The sequence below is a fragment of the Chlorobiota bacterium genome (assembly GCA_016700335.1).
GTDB lineage: Bacteria > Bacteroidota > Ignavibacteria > OLB7 > OLB7.
The window spans coordinates 2,665,938-2,685,960 of the sequence record CP065014.1; the positions used below are offsets into that span (position 1 = coordinate 2,665,938).

Sequence of the window (20,023 nt, forward strand, 5' to 3'; positions counted from 1 at the left end):
TTAATACTTCAGAGTGAATTATTGATTTGAACCCAATCAAAAATAAAAAAGGAGTAAGCGTGTACTTACTCCTTTTATTAAATGATATTGGTTGAAATTTATTACTTTTTAATAACAAATTTTTGGACTTCAATAAATTTATTATTTCTAAAGGTACAAATATAATTCCCTTGAGGTAAGCCATTACTATTTATAACTGCACTATATTTACCAAAAGAAATTGAAGTTTTTCCATCGAATATTACAAACACTTTTTCTCCTAATAAGTTTGAAATAAAACAATCTGGTTTTCCATCCTCAAAAAATTCCATTTCAATTTTGATAATATTATTATTCTCTATAACTTTTAATTTATTGGCACCACCATTATAATTTAGCTTAGTAATATTACATTTGCCATTAACTGAAACATTCCCATTATCACCTGTAACAACTGGTTTAACCCAAAATATTGAATCACTAGTAAACTTTATTGGAGAAATACCCATGTAAGATAAATTTGAATCTGGCACTGCAACAGCAAATCTCATTTCAGCAATTTCACCAGTAGTTACATTTTCACAATCTTCCATTATTACTTCAATCCCATTTTGTTTTTCTGAAACTAAAGGTGCTCTCCCAAATTTTGTTTTAATACCTAAATACTGCAATGCTCTTTTGTTATATTCAAAGAAATATTTTAAATCAATAGGAGATTGAGGCAAATCTTTATCAACAATTACTTTTTGTAATACTGTATCTGCAATAGTTCCATAAAGAGTATCAGAAGGTGCGAAACTCATTTTCATAGGAAACGGAGGAGCATAACCTATACTGAAGATCCTACCTGAAGTATTAATTGAACATGGAAAATTTGATAATGCTGTCATTGTTGTATCATAAACTTCTTCAATATATGGACAGAACCTGACAGTTAATTCAATAGTATCTCCTTTTTTTAATGTAGTTGGATAAGGGATATTACTAGATAAAACTTTATGACCTTTTGGAAGTATTAATGAATCAAATCTCATATCAATTTTATCTGGATTCCAAATTTTTACAATTCTATCAGCACAATATTTCAAATTCACAGTATCAAAGCTCATTAACTGGCTCATAGCAATTCTTGAGCAATAACCAAATCCATTTACCTTAGAAGTATCTTCAAATTTACAAGGAACATTTGATACAATTCTAATTATTGAATCATAACTTTGTTCATTTGTTGGGCAGAATTTCAACATCACAATTACAGAATCATTTGGTTGCAAATCAACTGGAATTGGTGGTAAAGAAGAAGTAATAGTATATCCAGGAGGTAGAATTAGTGAATCAAACCTAACTGGTATTAAACCTGGATTTCTTACTATAATTTGTTTGTCTAAACAATCTTGAACTCCAACGGTATCAAAAGTAATTGATTCAGCTTTGATTAATGGTTGAGTTATAATAATAGTACCTTTATCGCCAGCAGCTACGATTTTATAAAATACTAAAGAATCACTATCAAAACTTACTTCTTCAATACTGATAGGAGTAACAAAAGGTTTGCCACTAATTACTTTAAATTTCACTCTTGCTACTTCACCAGCTTTTATACTAATTCCATTTAATACTTGTCCCCTTGCAATACCTCCAGTATCTGCTTTTATTGCAACATTATTTGAGTAAGGTGAAGTAATACTTAGTACTTTCAATGCTGTAGAGTCATAGTTTAATCTAAAGAACATATCAATAATCCTTTGAGGAACATCGCGAGAACAGAAAATAGGCAACTCAAAATCATCACAAGTATTCACTAGTATTGTATCTCTGTTTATTCTTGTAGTATCAAATGCCATTTGCATACCAAAAGCTGGAGCAAAACCATTTCCTTTTAATGTTATACTAGTATCAATATTATTGCATGGATACTTAGTAATAATATTAAGCTTAGCTAAATAAGACTTTGGAGATCGAGGAGAAAACACAATATTTAAAGTTAATTTAGAACCTCTTTTTACTACCCATGTAGGTGGTGTATTTCCTGGTAATGCTGTTGCAGTAAATACTCCAATATCTGGTACAAACTGGATTCCAGAAATTACAACTGAATCTCCACTTGGATTACTAAATGGATCTGAAGGTACATCTAAATTTACAGCAATTGCTGCTGAAGATGTATCAACCCTAGTTGCTGGAAATTGAACATTAACATTTGAAGGAGCTAAATTTAGCTCTCTTCTTCCGCTTAATGAAACTTTAAATTCATCTTTCCAAGCAGGTGTTTTAGCTTTAATATGAAGAATTGCATTACTTAAAACATTTGGTGCAATAGAAGGAATATTCGGACAAAAAGATACTACTAAAGTATCAACTGTTAGAGGAGCAACTGTAAATGGTGCTTTACTTCCATTCAATTTTGATTTCCAACTAAAAACTGCTGGTCTTGGAGATGGTAAAGGAGGAGTGCCAGGATCAATCCATATTGAATCGATTGACATTGGTATATATGAACTATAATTTGGCAATGGAATTTCTCTATTGCTACATTCACATGGTTTTACTAACCCGTAATTTATTAAACTAATAGGAGCTTCAAGTTTGATTATAACACCTGTTCCTGTTATCTTTCCAGTCCAATCAATTACACATGGTTTGTCAGTATTAATTAAAAAATCTCCTGCATAAACTTGGGCTGCAGTCGGCTTTAATTGGACATCGAACCAAAGAGAATCTCTAGGGTTTAAATATACAGGTAAAGCTGGCCTAGAGGCAATTAAAACATATCCTGGAGGAAGATTTAATTTTGTTACATTAATTGGAATAGAACTTGAATTTTCAATTAATATAGGAATCGTCTTTTGCCAACCAACTTCAACTACTCCATAGGTTGTAAGCGGAGTAACATAAAGTCTTGGAACTACACTTGTAGCTCTTACCAAAACCTGATACTTCCTTCCATTTGATAAATTGATATCTAAAATAGATTGATCTGCTCTATCGGTTGTTAAATCATTTGGGCAATACTTTATTGAATAGTATCCTGAACTATTAGGTTGTATAACTTGATTTCCAGAGTTAGTAATCAATGTAAATTTTCCAGTTACATCATTAAGTACAACATTATTAATTGTAACAGGAGAGGAAGTTATATTCTTAACAGCTATACTATCAATTTTACAATCGCAACCAACAGTGTTAAACAATTGAATCAGTGGTGGAGCAAATGACAACTCATCGTAAACTCCTGCTCCAGTTATTGGAATACACTGAGTTCCGTAACATTGAGTATCAAATATACACAATGTGTCTAGATAAGTTTTTTGTTCACGAGGACGAAATAAAAGAGTAATAGTAGAAGTACCTCCAGGTGATAAACCAATTCCTTTAGCAGAAATAATTGAATATGCATCTCCAACTTTTAAATATACTGATACATTTCTAGGGCTCGTCCCATTATTTTTAATAATAACTGAATTATTTTTAGTATTACCAATTACTACATTTCCAAAATCAATTTTATTGTCAAGGAAGTCAACATCAACAGAAATTCCAGTTCCTTTTAATTTTATTTTTTTTACAATTTGACACCCCCTAAATGTTGTTTTAAAAACTGCCTCTCCTGTAAATGGTCCAGGCTTATCAGGTCTGAAACGTATATATGTTTCTTGGTAAGCAAATTTTGGTAACAATTGAATTGGGAAACTATTCCTTCTACCAAAAAAATTATTTGGGAGAATTGTTATTGTATCAATGTTAATTGGTTCATTAGTAAAGTTCCGGTATTGATATAACCTTACATCACTAATGTCTCCAGGACAAACAGAGCCAAAATCCATTGATTCAACTTTTCCTTTAGCACTTGAATTTAAGATCATTAAAACATCTTGAGATTGACCTTGAACTGGTATTTTACCACTGCCAGGGCAAACATCATCGCTTATAATTTTGAATGTATCTATTCTATTTCTTGTTGTATCTCCTGCCTTCATTCCAACTTTTATCCAATAACATTTACCAACTGCAATTGTTTGAGGTAGGTTACCAGATCCACTATCAGGACTCCAAAAGAAATTAGTATCTAAAAAAGAAGCACTTGTTATTTTTAAAGGTCTATTACTAGTATTACAAATTTTAATTGTTTTTTCAGCGGTAGTTTTAGTTGTACAACCAACCCATAAAGTATCTAACAATACTCGACCGGTAGAATAAGTAAATTCTGTTGTTCGATTTATAGTTATTGGAATCCGAACTTGTTTTCCACAACGATTTGAATTGTCAACAACAAGGGTACATAAGATTGCACCTACAACTCCTGCTCTCATCCTAACTGTTGCGCTTTTTGTTTCACCTGGTTTGAAAGTTATGCTTGCGGGACTTGGTGTAAAAAGCCCAGCATCCCTACCTTCAACTCTTATATTTGCTGTACTTCCGCAAAGTGAAGTATCTATAATTGAAAAATTAAATGTTGTGTCACCAGTACAAAAGATATTCTGAGTTATACTACCTGGAGTAACAACATGAATTGCTGGAATACTTCTATTTCCACCTCCGCACTGAGCACCACTTCTCATTCTTCCAATAATATTCCTTCCAGTTGCATCACATAAATTTTGGATCCCAGTTCCTTCATTGCATCTATAATAAAGTATCAATCCAGTTTCATTTCCAGCCAATGATAATAACCTCTGACAATCTATTTCTTTATCAGTAAGAACTCTATTCCAAACTCTAACTTCATCAAAATCTCCTTTAAAAGTTCTGAATTTTAGTGAATCATCATACAATCCATTACAACTTCCTAATTGCATTGAAAGAGTTTTACTATCTATTCTATGAAGTTTAGTTATTGGATATTGAGGATTAGTAAAAACGTTAGAACTATTTCCATTAACATATATTTTAGCACCATTTCTATTCCAAGTTGCTGCAATATGTTGCCAACCTGAATACAAATTAGGAACGTTAACACTAGCAACAGTATTGTCTGCATCACCTTTAAATGCTCCATCAGCATTAATAACAAAATAGATATTATTATCTTCTATATATACAACCCACTGGTCATTTGCATCTTTATTAGGTCCCCATACACCACCAATAAAAACTCTTTTACCAGGTTGTAATTTTGGATTTATCCAGGCTTCAAATGTAATTGCTGAATCTAGATTTCTTAATGCAGAACTTGTATCTACATCCACATAATGAGCACCTTTTCCAGAACTTACAGTAAATGTTAGAACATTTCCTAAGCATCCTTTATCTTGATCGCAAGCAGCTGGGAATTGAGCGTTAGATGTTAAAAACAATATCGAAAAAAATGTAAAAACTATAAAAATTAATCTCATATATTTTGATATGATTGTAAAAGAGAAGAAAATTGAAAAATTGAAAGTCTAACTTAAAAAATCTTTTCGAGTTAGTTGAATTTATTCTTCAAAAATCATAACACCAAATAATTGTTAAAAATTACATTTAATAAAAATTATTAATTCCTAAATGTTGTTATTCACAAAAAAAAAAAATTCAGCCCAATTATAATTGAACTGAAATTTAATTTAAACAGATAAAAAATGAATTAATTATAATGAATCAACTTTTTCCATACATAATAATGATTTTCGATTTGTTAAGTAGATTCTCTTTCCATCAACCTTATAACCCCCTGTATACATAATAGATTCACCATCCTCTAACTCACAAGTGCTTAAAAATGTGGACCATAAAATTTTACCAGTTGTAATATCAATACCGAATAATTCAAACCCATCTGTAAGTTTATACAAAGTATTATTTGAGCTATCTATTTGTGCAGCCCAATTAATTACCGTACTTTGTTCTTTTGGGTCTGATTTAAGGTATTCTATCCAATTAGTATTATTTGTTTCAAGGTTTAATGAGTAAACATAACAATTAGCACCATCTCCATTATTAAAAACAAAATAATTTCCTTTATACATCAATGGATTTTGTTGAAATTGATCTACTGATCCATCAATATGAATAACTTTTCTCCAAATGATATTTCCATTGAAATCCATTTTAATAACTGCTTGACCACCAGGAACAATTATTCCATTATTCATGCCATATATAATAAAGGAACTTTTATTACTACTTAAAGATTTCCAATTATAATAACCAATTGTTGAGCTATCAGGATTTGGGATCAATTTTCTCCAAAGTCTTTTTCCTGAAACAGCATCAAATGCAGCAACTGAACCATTATATATAATTGGACCATTACCTGGGAATATAGTTGCTCCAACATAAACAACTCCGTTATAATAACAGGGTGGACCAGGCCAACTTGCGGTTTTGTCTTCTCCAAAATCTCCTATCAACCCACCTACACTCCAAACAGTTTTACCATCTGCTTTAGAAATCTTTATTAGGATATTTGGATCGAAAGGAGAATGAGATGTTATAAATATAGCATCATCAGATATGCCATTCTTAATCCAATCTATATCAGGAATTACTATGGGGTAATTTGACCAAATTAAACTCCCATTATTTACATTTCTGCAATAAACTCCTGAATTCCCAATAATATAAAGTCTGTCATTTTCAAGGACCATTTCATTTGCATGATTGCTTAATGAATATATAGTATCCACTATAGGATTTCTTTCTTTCCAAATTGTTTCTCCAGTTTCACTGTTTACACAATGAACAAAGTTATGATATAAAAAAATTACTTTATTCTCGATGGTTAATGGAGCTACATCATTCAAACCAGGCCAACTTGCAAAACCAGTTTCTCTTTTAATTTTCCATACTGTTCTTAGTTTTGCACCCCAAAGAGCTGAATCTTTTGCAGTTGATACATAATGATATTTAGAGTCTGAATTAGGGTTCGAACATGAAATAAAAATTATTGAAATTAGATACAAACTAAAAAAGATATTTTTAAATTTTTTCATTATAATTTTCGAATTAATTAGTAATAATTTAATGTGTTATCCCCATTTTAATTAAAGCTCTTTCAACAGCAAGAATTGAAATCCATTTTTCATCTTCGTCTGTATGAATAATTTCTTCATTTGGTTTATTATTAATCTTTTCTATTATTTTTACATTTGGAATTCCTTTTTGAGAATTTGTTGAAATAAAAGTATCAGATGCTCCACGATTAGCTGTTGCCCATTCCCAAGCATTATTTGCATCCCAATAACCATCTCTTGTAATCTTCCAATCAATTGCTCTTAATCCATGCCATATCCTTTTTATAGCTATTATTGGAGTCCACCAATGTTCTTGTGATTTTAAATTTGACTCTTCATTACTATGCCAATTTGATTTTGATTGTGCTTCATTAATTACCGCCCTATATTTTTCAGAACCCACCCTCCCCTCTGAATATCCTGGGAATTTTAAATCTCCATAATCTCCCCAAACAATTGCTCTTCCACTTGGCAATCTACTTTCTAACTTCTGCAAATTAGGACCATTTGCATTTTTTAAAAAATTCGATCCTGGTTCAGATTCCTGTAATTGAGGGATGTTGCTTTGAGCTAAAATGCTTACCACATGAATTACAGGTCGGATTATCTCCCAAATAGCACCACCTAAAACATTTAAAATTGAAAAATCTCCTCTTCCCATTTTAATTTGAGCTTGAGCCTCTAGTTCAGAAAAAAATCTTGCATTTCGAATCATATCAACTCCTTCATTTGGTGTACCAATCGTTATAAATCCACGTACCAATAAATTTGTTGTGTCAGACCAATCTTGGTTATGTACTAATGCTCTAGCAAAAAGTCCTCCTAATGAATGACCTATAGCTATATAATTATAAGGATAATTTGCTGATTTTAAAATTTTACTTAGCCTTCCAGCAGGAGGCATACTAAATACTGTTGGAATTTTCTCATCAGTTTGATAATTAAAACTTTGTGAAAATGACATTATGTCTGGTCTAACTCCATATCTTGGAGCACCAAAGAACCTTGGATAATTAAATGCAACATGATTATCAATTTCACTCATACCTTTTGGATCTCCACCAAAACCATGTAGTTCACAATGGTTCCAAGGTACAGCAATTTGAGCAATTATTGTTACTACATTTGTTAAGAATATTAGAATTAAGATGTGAATTGAATTTTTCATTTTAGTTTTTTAAGGGATTAGAATATTTGATAAATTAATTATATGAACGAGTATTTTGTCCATACTTTGGTTAATATTTATTGGTGGATTATGAATGTATGAATTGTAAATTGAGTTAAGAGAATCCTTTTCTTGAACAGACATTCTCATAAAAGATTTATCAATTATTTTAACAGCAACCCTATAATTCCCAATAGTTTGATAAGTATTTTTAACTGAATTCCATAATTCATTTTCCTTAAAGGTTGTTAAGCTATCAATGCATAAATAATTTCTATCGAAAAGAGTTTCAATCTTCCATTCAATTGAATTATCATTTAATATTGAAACTACTTTTATAAAATTACCAAGCTCATTTACTGTAGAACCATCTTCCTTGCATTTGTTTTTAAAAATCAACCTTATGGAATCAGTTACTTTATTTGGGTATGAAATTGACAACGGTATTTCATTAATATTTGGCTCAGAAATTGCCTTTGGTAGGTTTTCTATTCGAATCAAATTATTGTTTCTATCAAATTTTTTATAAGTTGAATTATACAATTCTGATTTCCATATTTGATTTTTTTCATTTGCCAGAGTATCTCTATCTGACATTTTAAGAATTGTTCTAACAATTTTAAAACTTTTTACATTGGTATCAGGAACACTAACAATGACATGAGTTTCTGAGCAATTTTTGTTTATCAAAAGGGATTTCTCTTTTTCAGGTAAATTAAATTGAGTTGAATTTAACTCCAAACTATCAATTACTTCTTCATCATAACTTAAAGTTTGACCAACTAAAATTTTATTAAAAGATGTTGTGGATATTGTTTTGTTAGCATCCTTACAACCATTTAAAATTATTGACAATAAGAAGATTAACTTAATGATGAAATTGTTTGTTAGGGTGTGATTCATTTTTTGTGTTTTGTTAAAATTTAGGGAATATGATGTTGTATATAAATAAACATGTGTTTACTAAATCAAATAGAGTTTTTAACTTGATTTAATTATAAATTCAAATACTATTTATTTGATTTTTAAATTGTGAAAATAATAATTTGTTTTTTTAACATTAACTTCATTTTACTAATACAAATTTTTTAGTTTCGTTTATTCCGTTTCCTGTTATTCTGTAATAATATATCCCATTTGATTCTCCTTTTCCACTCCATATAAACTCCTTTTCTCCTTCTATTAATCCTTTGTATATTATTTTTATTAATTGTCCTTTATCATTTAATACACTTATTGTTACTTCCTTGGGTTCTTCTAAGATTACATTGAATTTTGTTTCTTCTTTGAATGGTTGGGGGATATTCTCTTTTAGTTTTGACCTTTTAATGAATTCTGAATTGGATTTTCTTTTTCAATGTTTGTATTTTAAACTGATAAATAACTTGATAAATAAAATGATTGCTTAATACCAGCAAACTTAAATCATCCTATTACATACAAACCATTGGGTGTTATATTTATATCTGATGGGCTGCTGTTTAATCCTGATCCTAACATATTCCATTTTGTTCCTGTAAATTCTACTATACAATTTGTAATAGTGTCACATATTGATGTAAATTCTCCTCCAACATATAAATTACCATTTGCTGTATCTAAAGTAGTTACATATGATTGAGTACTTCCTGATCTTCTAACTCCAGTTCCTAATCTACTCCAATTCGTACCATCCCATTTAAATATTCCATTTAGCTATTCCATTACATGTATCATTTCCAGCAATTGTAAAATCTCCTCCTACATATAAAATTCCGTTTAGGATTGCTATAGAGTTTATTTCACCATTTGTTCCATTACCTAAAGTAGTCTATGATATGCCATCCCATTTTGATATATTATTAACTTTTATCTTACCAGCACTATCGAATTTGCCTCCTACATATAAATTTCCATTATTATATAACATTGTATTAATTAATGGGTAACTATTTTTATCACTTACTCCATTCCCAAGGGGTGACCAAACTATTCCATTCCATTTTGCTATGTTCTTAGATCTTATTTTACCAACTGTATCAAATATTCCAGCGATATACAATTCATTCCCATTCATTGTACTTGAAAGTACATAACCATTAATTCCTTCACCTACTTTTGACCAATTTGTACCATTCCATTTTGATAATCCTTTACTTTTTATTATAGCATCAACAGTATCGAAAAATCCTCCAACATATAGTGTTGATCCATTTCTTGACATTGTTTTTACTAATCCTTGTACTCCATTACCTAATCACCATCTTTCAGTTTAACTATTGAATTTGCACTGTGGAAATAATGCCCATCAAAACCTCCTCTTACATAAATACTACTGTCAGGATTTTTTCTAATAACAGTAGCACTATTTAGTCCATCTAATCCATTTACAACACTATTATCCCAATTAATATCAATACTGTCACTTTGTGAATACGTTATTCCAAATCCATATATCATTATTATTATTAATGTTATTATTCGCTTTTTCATTGATTTGTTTTGTGGTTTGATTTTTATAGGCTTATTAAATTTCTTTTTGCTAACTTTCTTCTTGTAAATTTTATTTATTTAGAATCAACGTTTTTACATACTGTTTTCCTTCTGAACTTAATACACAATAATATACTCCACTTTCTTCTTTTTCTACATTCCAATCCACCTCATATATCCCTTTTTCATGGTTACTTTCTGATACTATTTTCTTTATCTCTTCTCCCTTTGCATTTGTGATTATTATCTTTAATTTACATTTTGTTGGAACTTTGTATTCTATCCTTGTTTCCTTTGATAAAGGATTTGGATATGCTGCTATTGTAAATTCACTTGAACTTGATTTCTCTTCATATTTTACTCCATTAGGCAATGTTGGCTTTTCATTTAAATCGATCTTTAATACTGGATTTGTTTGGATTTTTTCCTCTGATTGTTTGTTTAAATTTGTACTCCGCTCAATAGTGTTTACGTTTGCATTACAACAGTAATTTGGTGGGGAAATATAACCATGTAAGTATGTACTTCTATCATTGATTTTTTCATTATCTATTTTTCTTATTCCTGATACTGCATGAAAACCTGGTTTAAAATTAACTGTATTACTTGCATGCATATCTACATTTGCTGTGTTTTCTATTGAAAACACTTTTTGTGACATAGCATTATTTCTCCCAGTTACTACTTTATTTTTTGCTTGAAACTCATAAAAATATCCCAATAGTTTTACTGTATCGCTATACACATTAGTTGGGTACTGGTCTTCTGTTATATAATTAATCACTCCATGAAATAAATTTGTATCTGTAAATTCATTTAATATTCCTGATTCACAGGCAAATCTTAACAACATTGCTGCTGTTGCTCGAATTGAATATGTAAATGCTGCATCTCGTATTCCTCTTAAATCATTTATATCTGACTTTGTTGGAAATTCTAATAATACATCACTATAAAAATTTTTGGTTGTTGGACCATGGGCTGTATTATATATGTATGGTAATTCTCCTATTTTCTCTGTATTCGTATTGCCATCATGACCTCTGGATGCAAAGAAATCAGCTACTTGGTTTGTTGTATACATTAAGTATCGTATTGGCTCTACATTACAATCTACTTTTACTGATTCTCCCTTTTCCATAAAAACTCTTTTCCAACTCCAATACCTTGGATCAATCCAATTTTGTTCATTTTCTGCATATTCATCTTCATCCCCCATTACATCCATCCATTGTTCATATGGATCACAATTATTAGATCCAAATAATCCTGATACAAAGGTACATGCGTGTGCCTCATTATGAACATGAACTGGCACTCCCATATCACCCAATAAATGAACTAGCCTTCCTAACAAATGAAAAGTAATTTTATTTCGTAATGTTTTATCATTCTGATTTATGCCTAATTTCTGCTCAAAATTTCCGTAAGTGTTTTGAACATTCCTACCTCCTCCTATATCATAACCTTTGTAGTATATATTCCCGTTCTTATAAAAATCTGGGAGATTATTATACGAAAAATAATGCCTTCGGTTATTAACTGTAACATGTATTTCAAATTGTTGATTAAATGAATAGTATGCTATTGCTTTATTTAGAGCATTATGACTTTTCCCTTGTTCTGTTTTCATACTTCCAAAAAGCCATACATCACTATTATCTCCATTATCCGCATTCCAAAAATGAGAGATTGAACTAATTGTGTATGATGGCCACCACCATCCTCCTCTTGAACCACCATAATCGTATATGACATCTGACACATCTTCTACCCATGCACCAGCTATTACATCACCTCTTATATCAGTGTTGTAAGATTTATCTTCACATGGATCATTATTTTTATCTTCAATTAAAGAGATGAAATTCTTTAATATTGGTATATCAGCTCCAATTTGAAGTTTTAATAGTTTGTATGCTTCTCGAACAATGTATTGATGTGTAAATTCTTTATGTGAGTATGCTTTATTACTCATAACGATAAAAACACACATTATTAATGTTAATTTTTTCATATTTATTTCGATTAAAATGTAATACCTATTGATAAACCAGGTATTGGTATTATATTATAAAATTCTGTTCTTATAACCTGCATCAAATCAACTCCGGTTTTAAAAAATAAGCCTCCGTTTTTTGATTGATACCTATAGTTTATTCCAAAACTAATTATTTCAAAACTTTGATTTCCATCAACACCTAGAACTCTTGATATTCCTAAACTGTATTCTGCTCCACTATTCAATAAATTTGTAAAATAATTTAATGTTAAATTGATAGGATATCCTATTAAAGAAATTGTAATTAAAGAGCCTATACCAAGTTTCAATGAAATATGTTTACTAATTATCCTATCATAATTAATTGAAAATATAGGTGTGTTTCCTAAAAGTCCAAAATAAATTGTGTTTTTTGTTTTTGTGTCCACAATTATGTTCTTCGTTGTATCTGGCTCTAAGCCACAAGAATATGCTATATGCACACTAAAAACTACAGTTAATATTACTATTAATTTTTTCATTTTACTAATACAAATTTTTTAGTTTCGTTTATTCCGTTTCCTGTTATTCTGTAATAATATATCCCATTTGATTCTCCTTTTCCACTCCATATAAACTCCTTTTCTCCTTCTATTAATCCTTTGTATATTATTTTTATTAATTGTCCTTTATCATTTAATACACTTATTGTTACTTCCTTGGGTTCTTTTAAGATTACATTGAATTTTGTTTCTTCTTTGAATGGTTGGGGTATATTCTCTTTTAAGTTTATACCTATATTTAAATTGTTGTTTAGATTATCAGATTTTATTGTTCCATTGTTTGTTGTATCAATCTCTTTGGTATATCTCGCAAATGATCCAAAACAATACTTATGTCCTACACTATCAAAACCTCCTCCAATATATAATCCTGTTTTGCCAACATCTATTACACTAACAACTCCGCTTGTTCCACTTCCTAAACAGCTCCATGTTGTTCCATTAAACATAGCAATATTATTAGCTTCTGTTCCACAGATTGATGTAAATGTTCCACCCACAAATAGTTTTGTTCCTACAACTTTCATACATTCCACAGTTGATGTATTATTCAAAGCACCTATACTTATCGTTCCACTTCCAAGTGATGACCATCCTTTAATAGTATCATATTTTGCTATATTATTTGTTGCTATGTTGTTTCCAACAGTATCAAACTCTCCTCCAACATATAACACTCCACCTATACTCTCTAACGTATTTACTAATCCATCTCTATTTTGATCTTGCTTTTCCAGTCTTACGCCTAAATTCATACCACTCCAAACTGTTCCATTCCACATTGCAATGTTATTTGCATTTACTCCTCCAACAGTATCAAACTCACCTCCTATAAATACTTTACTCCCTATTATACTTATTGAATTTACATATTCTCTATTATATTTTCCTACATGTGATGTTACTCCTTTTCCAAATCCTGACCATGTTTTCCCATCCCATTTTGCCACGCAACTTGTTTTGACATTGCCAGCTGAATCGAACAAACCGACTGCATATAAGTCACTACTTTTAAACATTATTTTATTTACCAACCCTTTTATTCCTTGTCCTAATGAAAACCAGTTTGTACCATCAAACTTTGCAATTCCATTTGCATTTATACCACCTATTCTATTAAAATATCCTGCTACATAAATACTATTTCCTTTAATGACTATTGAACTTATGTATTGTCCAGAATCTTTATTTGGAATTGGGTGATTTATATCTACATCTCTAAAATTATTTATAGATTTTTTAAATTTTGCAAAAGTTCTTATATAAGAATCATCACAATTGTATATTAAATTTCCAGCAAGATAAACTGTACTATCATTACTTTGAGCTATTGAACTAACACCATGAAACCTACTACATGTGCTATCACAGAGTGAGTTATCCCAATAAACATCATTGCTATCACTTTGTGAATACATTGTTCCAAATCCATAAATCATTATTATGAGTGTTGTTATTATTCTATTTTTCATTGATTTGTTTTGTGGTTATATTTTTTTAGTCAACTCATTTCCATTTGTTCTAACTTTCTTCTTGAGTATTTTTATTTTTTTAATATCAACGTTTTTACATACTGTTTTCCTTCTGAACTTAATACACAATAATATACTCCACTTTCTTCTTTTTCTACATTCCAATCCACCTCATATTTCCCTTTTCCATGATTACTTTCTGATACTATTTTCTTTATCTCTTCTCCATTTGTATTTGTGATTATTATCCTTAATTTACATTTTGATGGAACTGTATATTCTATCCTTGTTTCCTTCGATAATGGGTTTGGATATGCTGTTATTGTAAATTCACTTGAACTTGTTTTCTCTTTAAATTTTACTCCATTTGGCAATATTGGCATTTCTTTTAATTCGAACTTTAATACTGGATTTGTTTGAATTTCTTCCTCTGTTTGTTTGTTTAAATTTGTGCTCAGCTCTATGGTGGTTGTATTCGTATTGCAACAGTAACTTGGTGGAGAGATATATAAATGTGATGTTGCTTCTATTCCTGCTGTAGCATGAAATCCTGCCCTTAGATTTACCAAACCTCCAGCATGTAAATCTGCAATTGTTTTATCCTCTATTGTTAATGTATGATTTGAATTTGAACCAATTTTTCCTGCTATCACACTTCGCTTTGCTTGGAACTCATAATAGTAGCCTGATAATTTAACATCATTTCCAAATGCACTTGGATAGAATTGATCTTCAGTTTTATAATCTGCTAATCCTGTATATATATTACTATTAGTAAATTCATCTAACAATCCTGCATCACAAGCAAATTTTAGTAGTAATGATGCTGTTGCCCGGATTGAGTAAGTAAAAACTGCATCTCTAACTCCAATTAGTCCATCTTTATCTTTAGCCATATTCACCAGAGGTGGATTCAAATTATCAATTGATGTATAAAATGATTTTTTGGTTGGACCGGTAGCTTTACTCAATATGTAATCGATTTCACCTATATGTTCATATTTATCATCACCATCATGTTCTCGACTTGCAAAATGGTCTGTTATTTGATTTGCAGTGTACATTAAAAATGTTATTGGTTCATTACAATTAATTTTTACTTTCCCTCCTTTTTTTATTAATACTTTATTCCAACTCCAATATCTTGGATCTAACCAATCTGATATGTTTTCAGCGTATGGATCTTTAATACCTTCAACATCCATCATTTGTTCGAATGGATCACAGTTTTGAAAACCTGTGTTGCTTGAAAATAAAGTACATGCATGTTGTTCATTATGAACATGAGCTGGAACACCCATATCTTGTAATAAATGTACTACTCTTCCAAGAATATTAAATACTATTTCTTTTCTTACTCTAAGATTATTTGGAGATATTCCAATTAATGTTTCAAAATTTACTGTTCGACTGGTATTTACATTTACTACATCCCCATATTTCAAAAAATTTGCAAGTCCTCTGTAATAAATTTTATAGTCTTTATTACCAATATTCAATTTCATATCCCATAGACCACCCATATAATAAATTGCTTTTCTGTAAGCATTTACTCCTTTTTTTGATTCAAAATGTGTAAACCAAATTGTCCCCAAATCTACTTTAGAATCTTTCCCTTCATCTGAATTCCAAAAATGTGATATTGAAACCCAAGCAGATGCTAGCAACCCAACATCCAATTTGTACACAGGATCTTGCTGATCTTCTGCCCAACATCCACCAGTAACATTTCCACATAAATATGGGTATGTTTTCTCATTTCCTAAACATGGGTCAGATTGTGAATTCTCAATCAAATTTAGATAATCTTTCAGTACATCAATGTCTTTTCCTAACTCAAATCTTAAAAGTTTGTATGCCTCTCTTGTTATAAACTGATGGGTATATTCCTTATGTGCAAAGAGTATATTAAAGTTAAATATTAGTGCAATGCCTACAATAATTGATTTCATTTCGAATTTAAATTTAAGTTGTAGAATATTCGGTAAATAGCTGTTGGTTGGTAACCAGTAGTAAAACTTGTACTAGTGAACCATTCAATAATGTTATAGAAAAGTTCCATAGAAAAACCAATTGAAACATTTTTTGTTAAATAATAACTCAACGAAAACCCACTTAATAAATTTGATATTGGAAAGGTAAATGAATCAAAGGAATTAACCGACTTTTGGCTTAATACTACATTAAATTTTCCCATTGTAATCAATTTCAATTCGAATCCAAATATAAAACCAAACTCAGTAAATTCATATCTTTTATCACTAGAACCCCAAATATTTATCTTAGTTCCGTTATACATATAAATACCTGTTTCAAACCTCCACAAATCTTTATACAATGGAAATTTCAAAGATGTGCTTAGAACAATTGAATTAGCTTTATCATGAAGAAAATTTCTATCTAAAGTTGCATTTGGGTTGTGGATACCCAATGAAAATTCGTATAAATAAATCGATTTTGTATTTAAAGAATTAATATGCTTTTGATACACATTATTTAAACTGTCATTAATAGTGCTATCAAGATTATTTGTTAAATTGTTACTCCCAAATAATACTCCTTTTATAAAAATTATAAATAGAAACATCAAGTAAATTTTCCTCATTTTACTAATACAAATTTTTTGGTTTCATCAATTCCGTTTCCTGTTATTCTGTAATAATATATCCCATTTGATTCTCCTTTTCCACTCCACTTAAACTCTTTTTCTCCTTCAATTAATCCTTTGAATATTATTTCTATTAACTGTCCCTTATCATTTAATACACTTATTGTTACTTCTTTGGGTTCTTCTAAGTTTACATAGAATTTTGTTTCTTCTTTGAATGGTTGGGGGAAATTCTCTTTTAATTTTTGATTTCTATCAATTTGTGGTTTATCAATAGATTTGATATAGCCATTATTTGTTGTATCTTTTTCTAATCTCCATTTTGCAATTGCTGATGAATTTATATTTCCTGCTTTTCTAAAACTTCCACTAACAAATAATCCAGTTTTCCCTACCTCAATTGAGTATGGTGCGTCATCTAATCCAGATCCTAACCTTCCCCATTTTGATCCATTCCATATTGCTATATAATTTGCTATTGTATCTGATATTGATGTAAAATATCCACCTATATACAACTTACCATTTACTGATTTCATACTATTGATAGAAGTTACTCCAACTATTCCTGGGTGTTTTGGTCCTGTACCTAAATTTGCCCAACCATTTACACTATCCCATTTAGAAATACTAATTGCCCGTATAGTTGAATTTATAGTATCATATTCTCCACCAATGAAAATTGTTTTTCCTATCTTCTCAATACAATTAACAGGACCATTTAATCCTCCTCCTATGGCAGACCAATTTACTCCATTCCACTTTGATATGTTTTTTGCACTAAATTCTCCTGCTGAATCAAATACACCTGCTACAAATAAATTAGACTCGCTTACTAACATTGTATTTACATATTCAGTTGTTTTAAATTGGTAATCTTTATCTATAATTCCACGAATTCCTTTCCCTAATGCAATCCAATTTGTACCGTTCCAACTTGCAATATTCTTTGCTTTGATATTTCCTGCACTATCAAATCTTCCAGCAACATATAATTGATTCTCAAAAATTTTCATTGAAGTTATTACCCCATTTACTCCTCCTCCTAAAGTATCCCACGATGAACCATTCCATTTTGTAATACTTCTTGCTCTTTTATTACCTACGCTATCAAAGTTACCTGCTACATACAACTCATTATTTTTAATCAACAAACAATTAACAATTCCATTTGGTTCTGAAATTGGTTTGTTTAAAGAAGACCAAATTCCTTCTTTATAAATAATTATCCTCTTTAATCCCAAACTTTCTGCTATTGAACCAAGTAAGTATCCACCTATTATTATTGCACTATCATTTGTTGTTATCATAGACTTTATGTCTGAATTACTTTGTAATTCTCGAAATGGTGATATTGTACTATCCCAATAAACATCATTGCTGTCACTTTGTGAATACATTTTTCCAAATCCATATACCAACATTATAATTGTTGTTATTATTATTCTATTTTTCATTGAATTGTTTTGATAGTAGGTTTGATAGTTTATCAATTAATGATTTGTTATTTTCTTCAATTTCTGTAATACGTTTGTTTTGGGAAATTACGTGTAATGTAAGTTCTTCAAGTTGTTTTAACATATTTACTTGCAATGCCCCAACTGGTACTCCCCCAGCATTTTCTATATCTTGTGAACTCGGTACATTTGGCAAATGTTTTTCAGTTCTTACATATTTTTCTAATTCAGATAATGGCATTATCCTATAATCCTTTTCGAAAACATAATCTGGATACCAACAATCATTAGCAGACTGACCAGTTGTTGGTGGTAGTTGTACAAACACCTCTTTCATACATGCAGTACCATTCACAACAAGTTCGCGCTTTGGATTTGATACACCAATACCAACTTTTCCATCTTCAGTAATTCTAACTCGTTCTTTAACTTCTGTTGTTGTGGGTGTAAGCTCTTTTCCAGTAAAAAACATTATCCCCCTTTTTTCACTAAGTCTTATAAAATCCCCACAAAAAGTTTTGTTGATATTTTCCACATGATTTGCTAAATCTAAATAATTCCCATCACCTTTATCTAAATCATTGCAAGGTTTTATAGGGTTTGTAGGTAAAGCAGCTTTGTCATTCCAATTATACCCAATAATAACATTATTTTTGTTCCTTATTGCTAATCCAAAAGTTGCATAGTTAATTCCAAGGAAATTTGCATCTTCTAGGTTTGGATATTTTGAAGATAAGGTTAATAAATTTTCACCATAATAACCATTTGGTTGATGTAAATGAAGCAAACTTTGAGCTTTTAACTCACCTTTCGCGAGAATTGGTCTTAACTGTTGATTTGGCATCCCAGGTTTAAATGCATTTGATGAATCTTCAGTCCCAATTCCAACCCATCCAAAATTGTAAACTGTCATTCTTTCAATGTCATCGGAAAGTGAGTTCCCGGTTGTAAAGTTAGTACCTAATCTAACTGCACCAGGTTCTTTACCTCTTAAGGTAAGTATTAAATCTTCAGAATTATCCCCAGCCCTAAGTGTTGCGTCATAAATCCCAGAAAAAGTTGATGTTTCATTCATATTCCCAATTCCCAAATCGCACTCTAATGTTCTTACTCTAGATGTACCATTTCCAGAAAATGCAGAAAATCTTAATAATGGATTATTGTCTTGAATTAGTCCAGTAATAGATAATGGCAATGATCTGTATCCATTAGATCCATTTATATCACCTTCTAAACATCCTACAAAAAGTTGTGAGCAGCCTCTGGTTTGTATTTGTGATTCTAATTGAGATATTCCAATTATTGATAAAGCAAAATATATAGATATAATTTTTATTGTTGAATTTTTCATTAGGGTTGTATTTTATGATTTTTATAAATTATTAGGATGT

General features: G+C 30.3%; 15 protein-coding genes. 1 reads left to right on the forward strand and 14 read right to left on the reverse strand.

Annotation, left to right across the window (positions count from 1 at the left end):
* Positions 1–101 precede the first annotated feature (101 nt).
* From IPP08_10820 to IPP08_10840, 5 genes are all read right to left on the reverse strand, one after another.
* Positions 102–5,312: a choice-of-anchor D domain-containing protein gene (locus IPP08_10820; GenBank protein QQS66248.1), complete on the reverse strand. Its 5,211-nt coding sequence runs from the start codon at positions 5,310–5,312 to the stop codon at positions 102–104.
* A gap of 234 nt (positions 5,313–5,546) precedes the next feature.
* Entirely contained in the window at positions 5,547–6,890 is a 1,344-nt protein-coding gene (locus IPP08_10825) for a PQQ-binding-like beta-propeller repeat protein (GenBank protein QQS66249.1), read from the reverse strand.
* A gap of 28 nt (positions 6,891–6,918) precedes the next feature.
* The gene (locus IPP08_10830) at positions 6,919–8,079 is read right to left on the reverse strand and encodes a hypothetical protein (GenBank protein QQS66250.1); all 1,161 of its coding nucleotides are present in this window, start codon (positions 8,077–8,079) and stop codon (positions 6,919–6,921) included.
* A gap of 9 nt (positions 8,080–8,088) precedes the next feature.
* On the reverse strand, positions 8,089–8,934 hold the full coding sequence (locus IPP08_10835) for a hypothetical protein (protein ID QQS66251.1): 846 nt from the start codon (positions 8,932–8,934) through the stop codon (positions 8,089–8,091).
* A gap of 211 nt (positions 8,935–9,145) precedes the next feature.
* Positions 9,146–9,409: a T9SS type A sorting domain-containing protein gene (locus IPP08_10840; GenBank protein ID QQS67877.1), complete on the reverse strand. Its 264-nt coding sequence runs from the start codon at positions 9,407–9,409 to the stop codon at positions 9,146–9,148.
* Between the two features lie 117 nt (positions 9,410–9,526).
* On the opposite strand from IPP08_10840, the gene IPP08_10845 reads away from it, so the two are divergent.
* Positions 9,527–9,700 carry a hypothetical protein gene (locus IPP08_10845; protein QQS66252.1) on the forward strand — a complete coding sequence of 58 codons (174 nt, stop codon included), beginning with the start codon at positions 9,527–9,529 and terminating at the stop codon, positions 9,698–9,700.
* A gap of 189 nt (positions 9,701–9,889) precedes the next feature.
* Here IPP08_10845 and IPP08_10850 read toward each other — a convergent pair whose 3' ends face one another.
* The 9 genes from IPP08_10850 to IPP08_10890 form a co-directional block, all read right to left on the reverse strand.
* Positions 9,890–10,282 carry a hypothetical protein gene (locus tag IPP08_10850; protein ID QQS66253.1) on the reverse strand — a complete coding sequence of 131 codons (393 nt, stop codon included), beginning with the start codon at positions 10,280–10,282 and terminating at the stop codon, positions 9,890–9,892.
* Between the two features lie 29 nt (positions 10,283–10,311).
* The gene (locus IPP08_10855) at positions 10,312–10,551 is read right to left on the reverse strand and encodes a hypothetical protein (protein ID QQS66254.1); all 240 of its coding nucleotides are present in this window, start codon (positions 10,549–10,551) and stop codon (positions 10,312–10,314) included.
* A 70-nt stretch (positions 10,552–10,621) separates the two neighbouring features.
* Positions 10,622–12,568, reverse strand: a complete 1,947-nt coding sequence (locus tag IPP08_10860) for a T9SS type A sorting domain-containing protein (GenBank protein QQS66255.1) — start codon at positions 12,566–12,568, stop codon at positions 10,622–10,624.
* 11 nt (positions 12,569–12,579) lie between these two features.
* Entirely contained in the window at positions 12,580–13,074 is a 495-nt protein-coding gene (locus IPP08_10865; protein QQS66256.1) for a hypothetical protein, read from the reverse strand.
* Complete coding sequence (locus tag IPP08_10870) at positions 13,071–14,567, reverse strand: T9SS type A sorting domain-containing protein (protein ID QQS66257.1); 1,497 nt, start codon at positions 14,565–14,567, stop codon at positions 13,071–13,073. The genes IPP08_10865 and IPP08_10870 overlap by 4 nt, the downstream gene beginning before the upstream one ends.
* A 71-nt stretch (positions 14,568–14,638) precedes the next feature.
* Positions 14,639–16,519 (reverse strand): T9SS type A sorting domain-containing protein, encoded by a 1,881-nt coding sequence (locus IPP08_10875; protein ID QQS66258.1) that lies wholly within the window; start codon positions 16,517–16,519, stop codon positions 14,639–14,641.
* On the reverse strand, positions 16,516–17,172 hold the full coding sequence (locus tag IPP08_10880; protein ID QQS66259.1) for a hypothetical protein: 657 nt from the start codon (positions 17,170–17,172) through the stop codon (positions 16,516–16,518). The genes IPP08_10875 and IPP08_10880 overlap by 4 nt, the downstream gene beginning before the upstream one ends.
* Entirely contained in the window at positions 17,169–18,632 is a 1,464-nt protein-coding gene (locus IPP08_10885; GenBank protein ID QQS66260.1) for a T9SS type A sorting domain-containing protein, read from the reverse strand. The genes IPP08_10880 and IPP08_10885 overlap by 4 nt, the downstream gene beginning before the upstream one ends.
* On the reverse strand, positions 18,622–19,983 hold the full coding sequence (locus tag IPP08_10890; protein ID QQS66261.1) for a hypothetical protein: 1,362 nt from the start codon (positions 19,981–19,983) through the stop codon (positions 18,622–18,624). The genes IPP08_10885 and IPP08_10890 overlap by 11 nt, the downstream gene beginning before the upstream one ends.
* Positions 19,984–20,023 lie beyond the last annotated feature (40 nt).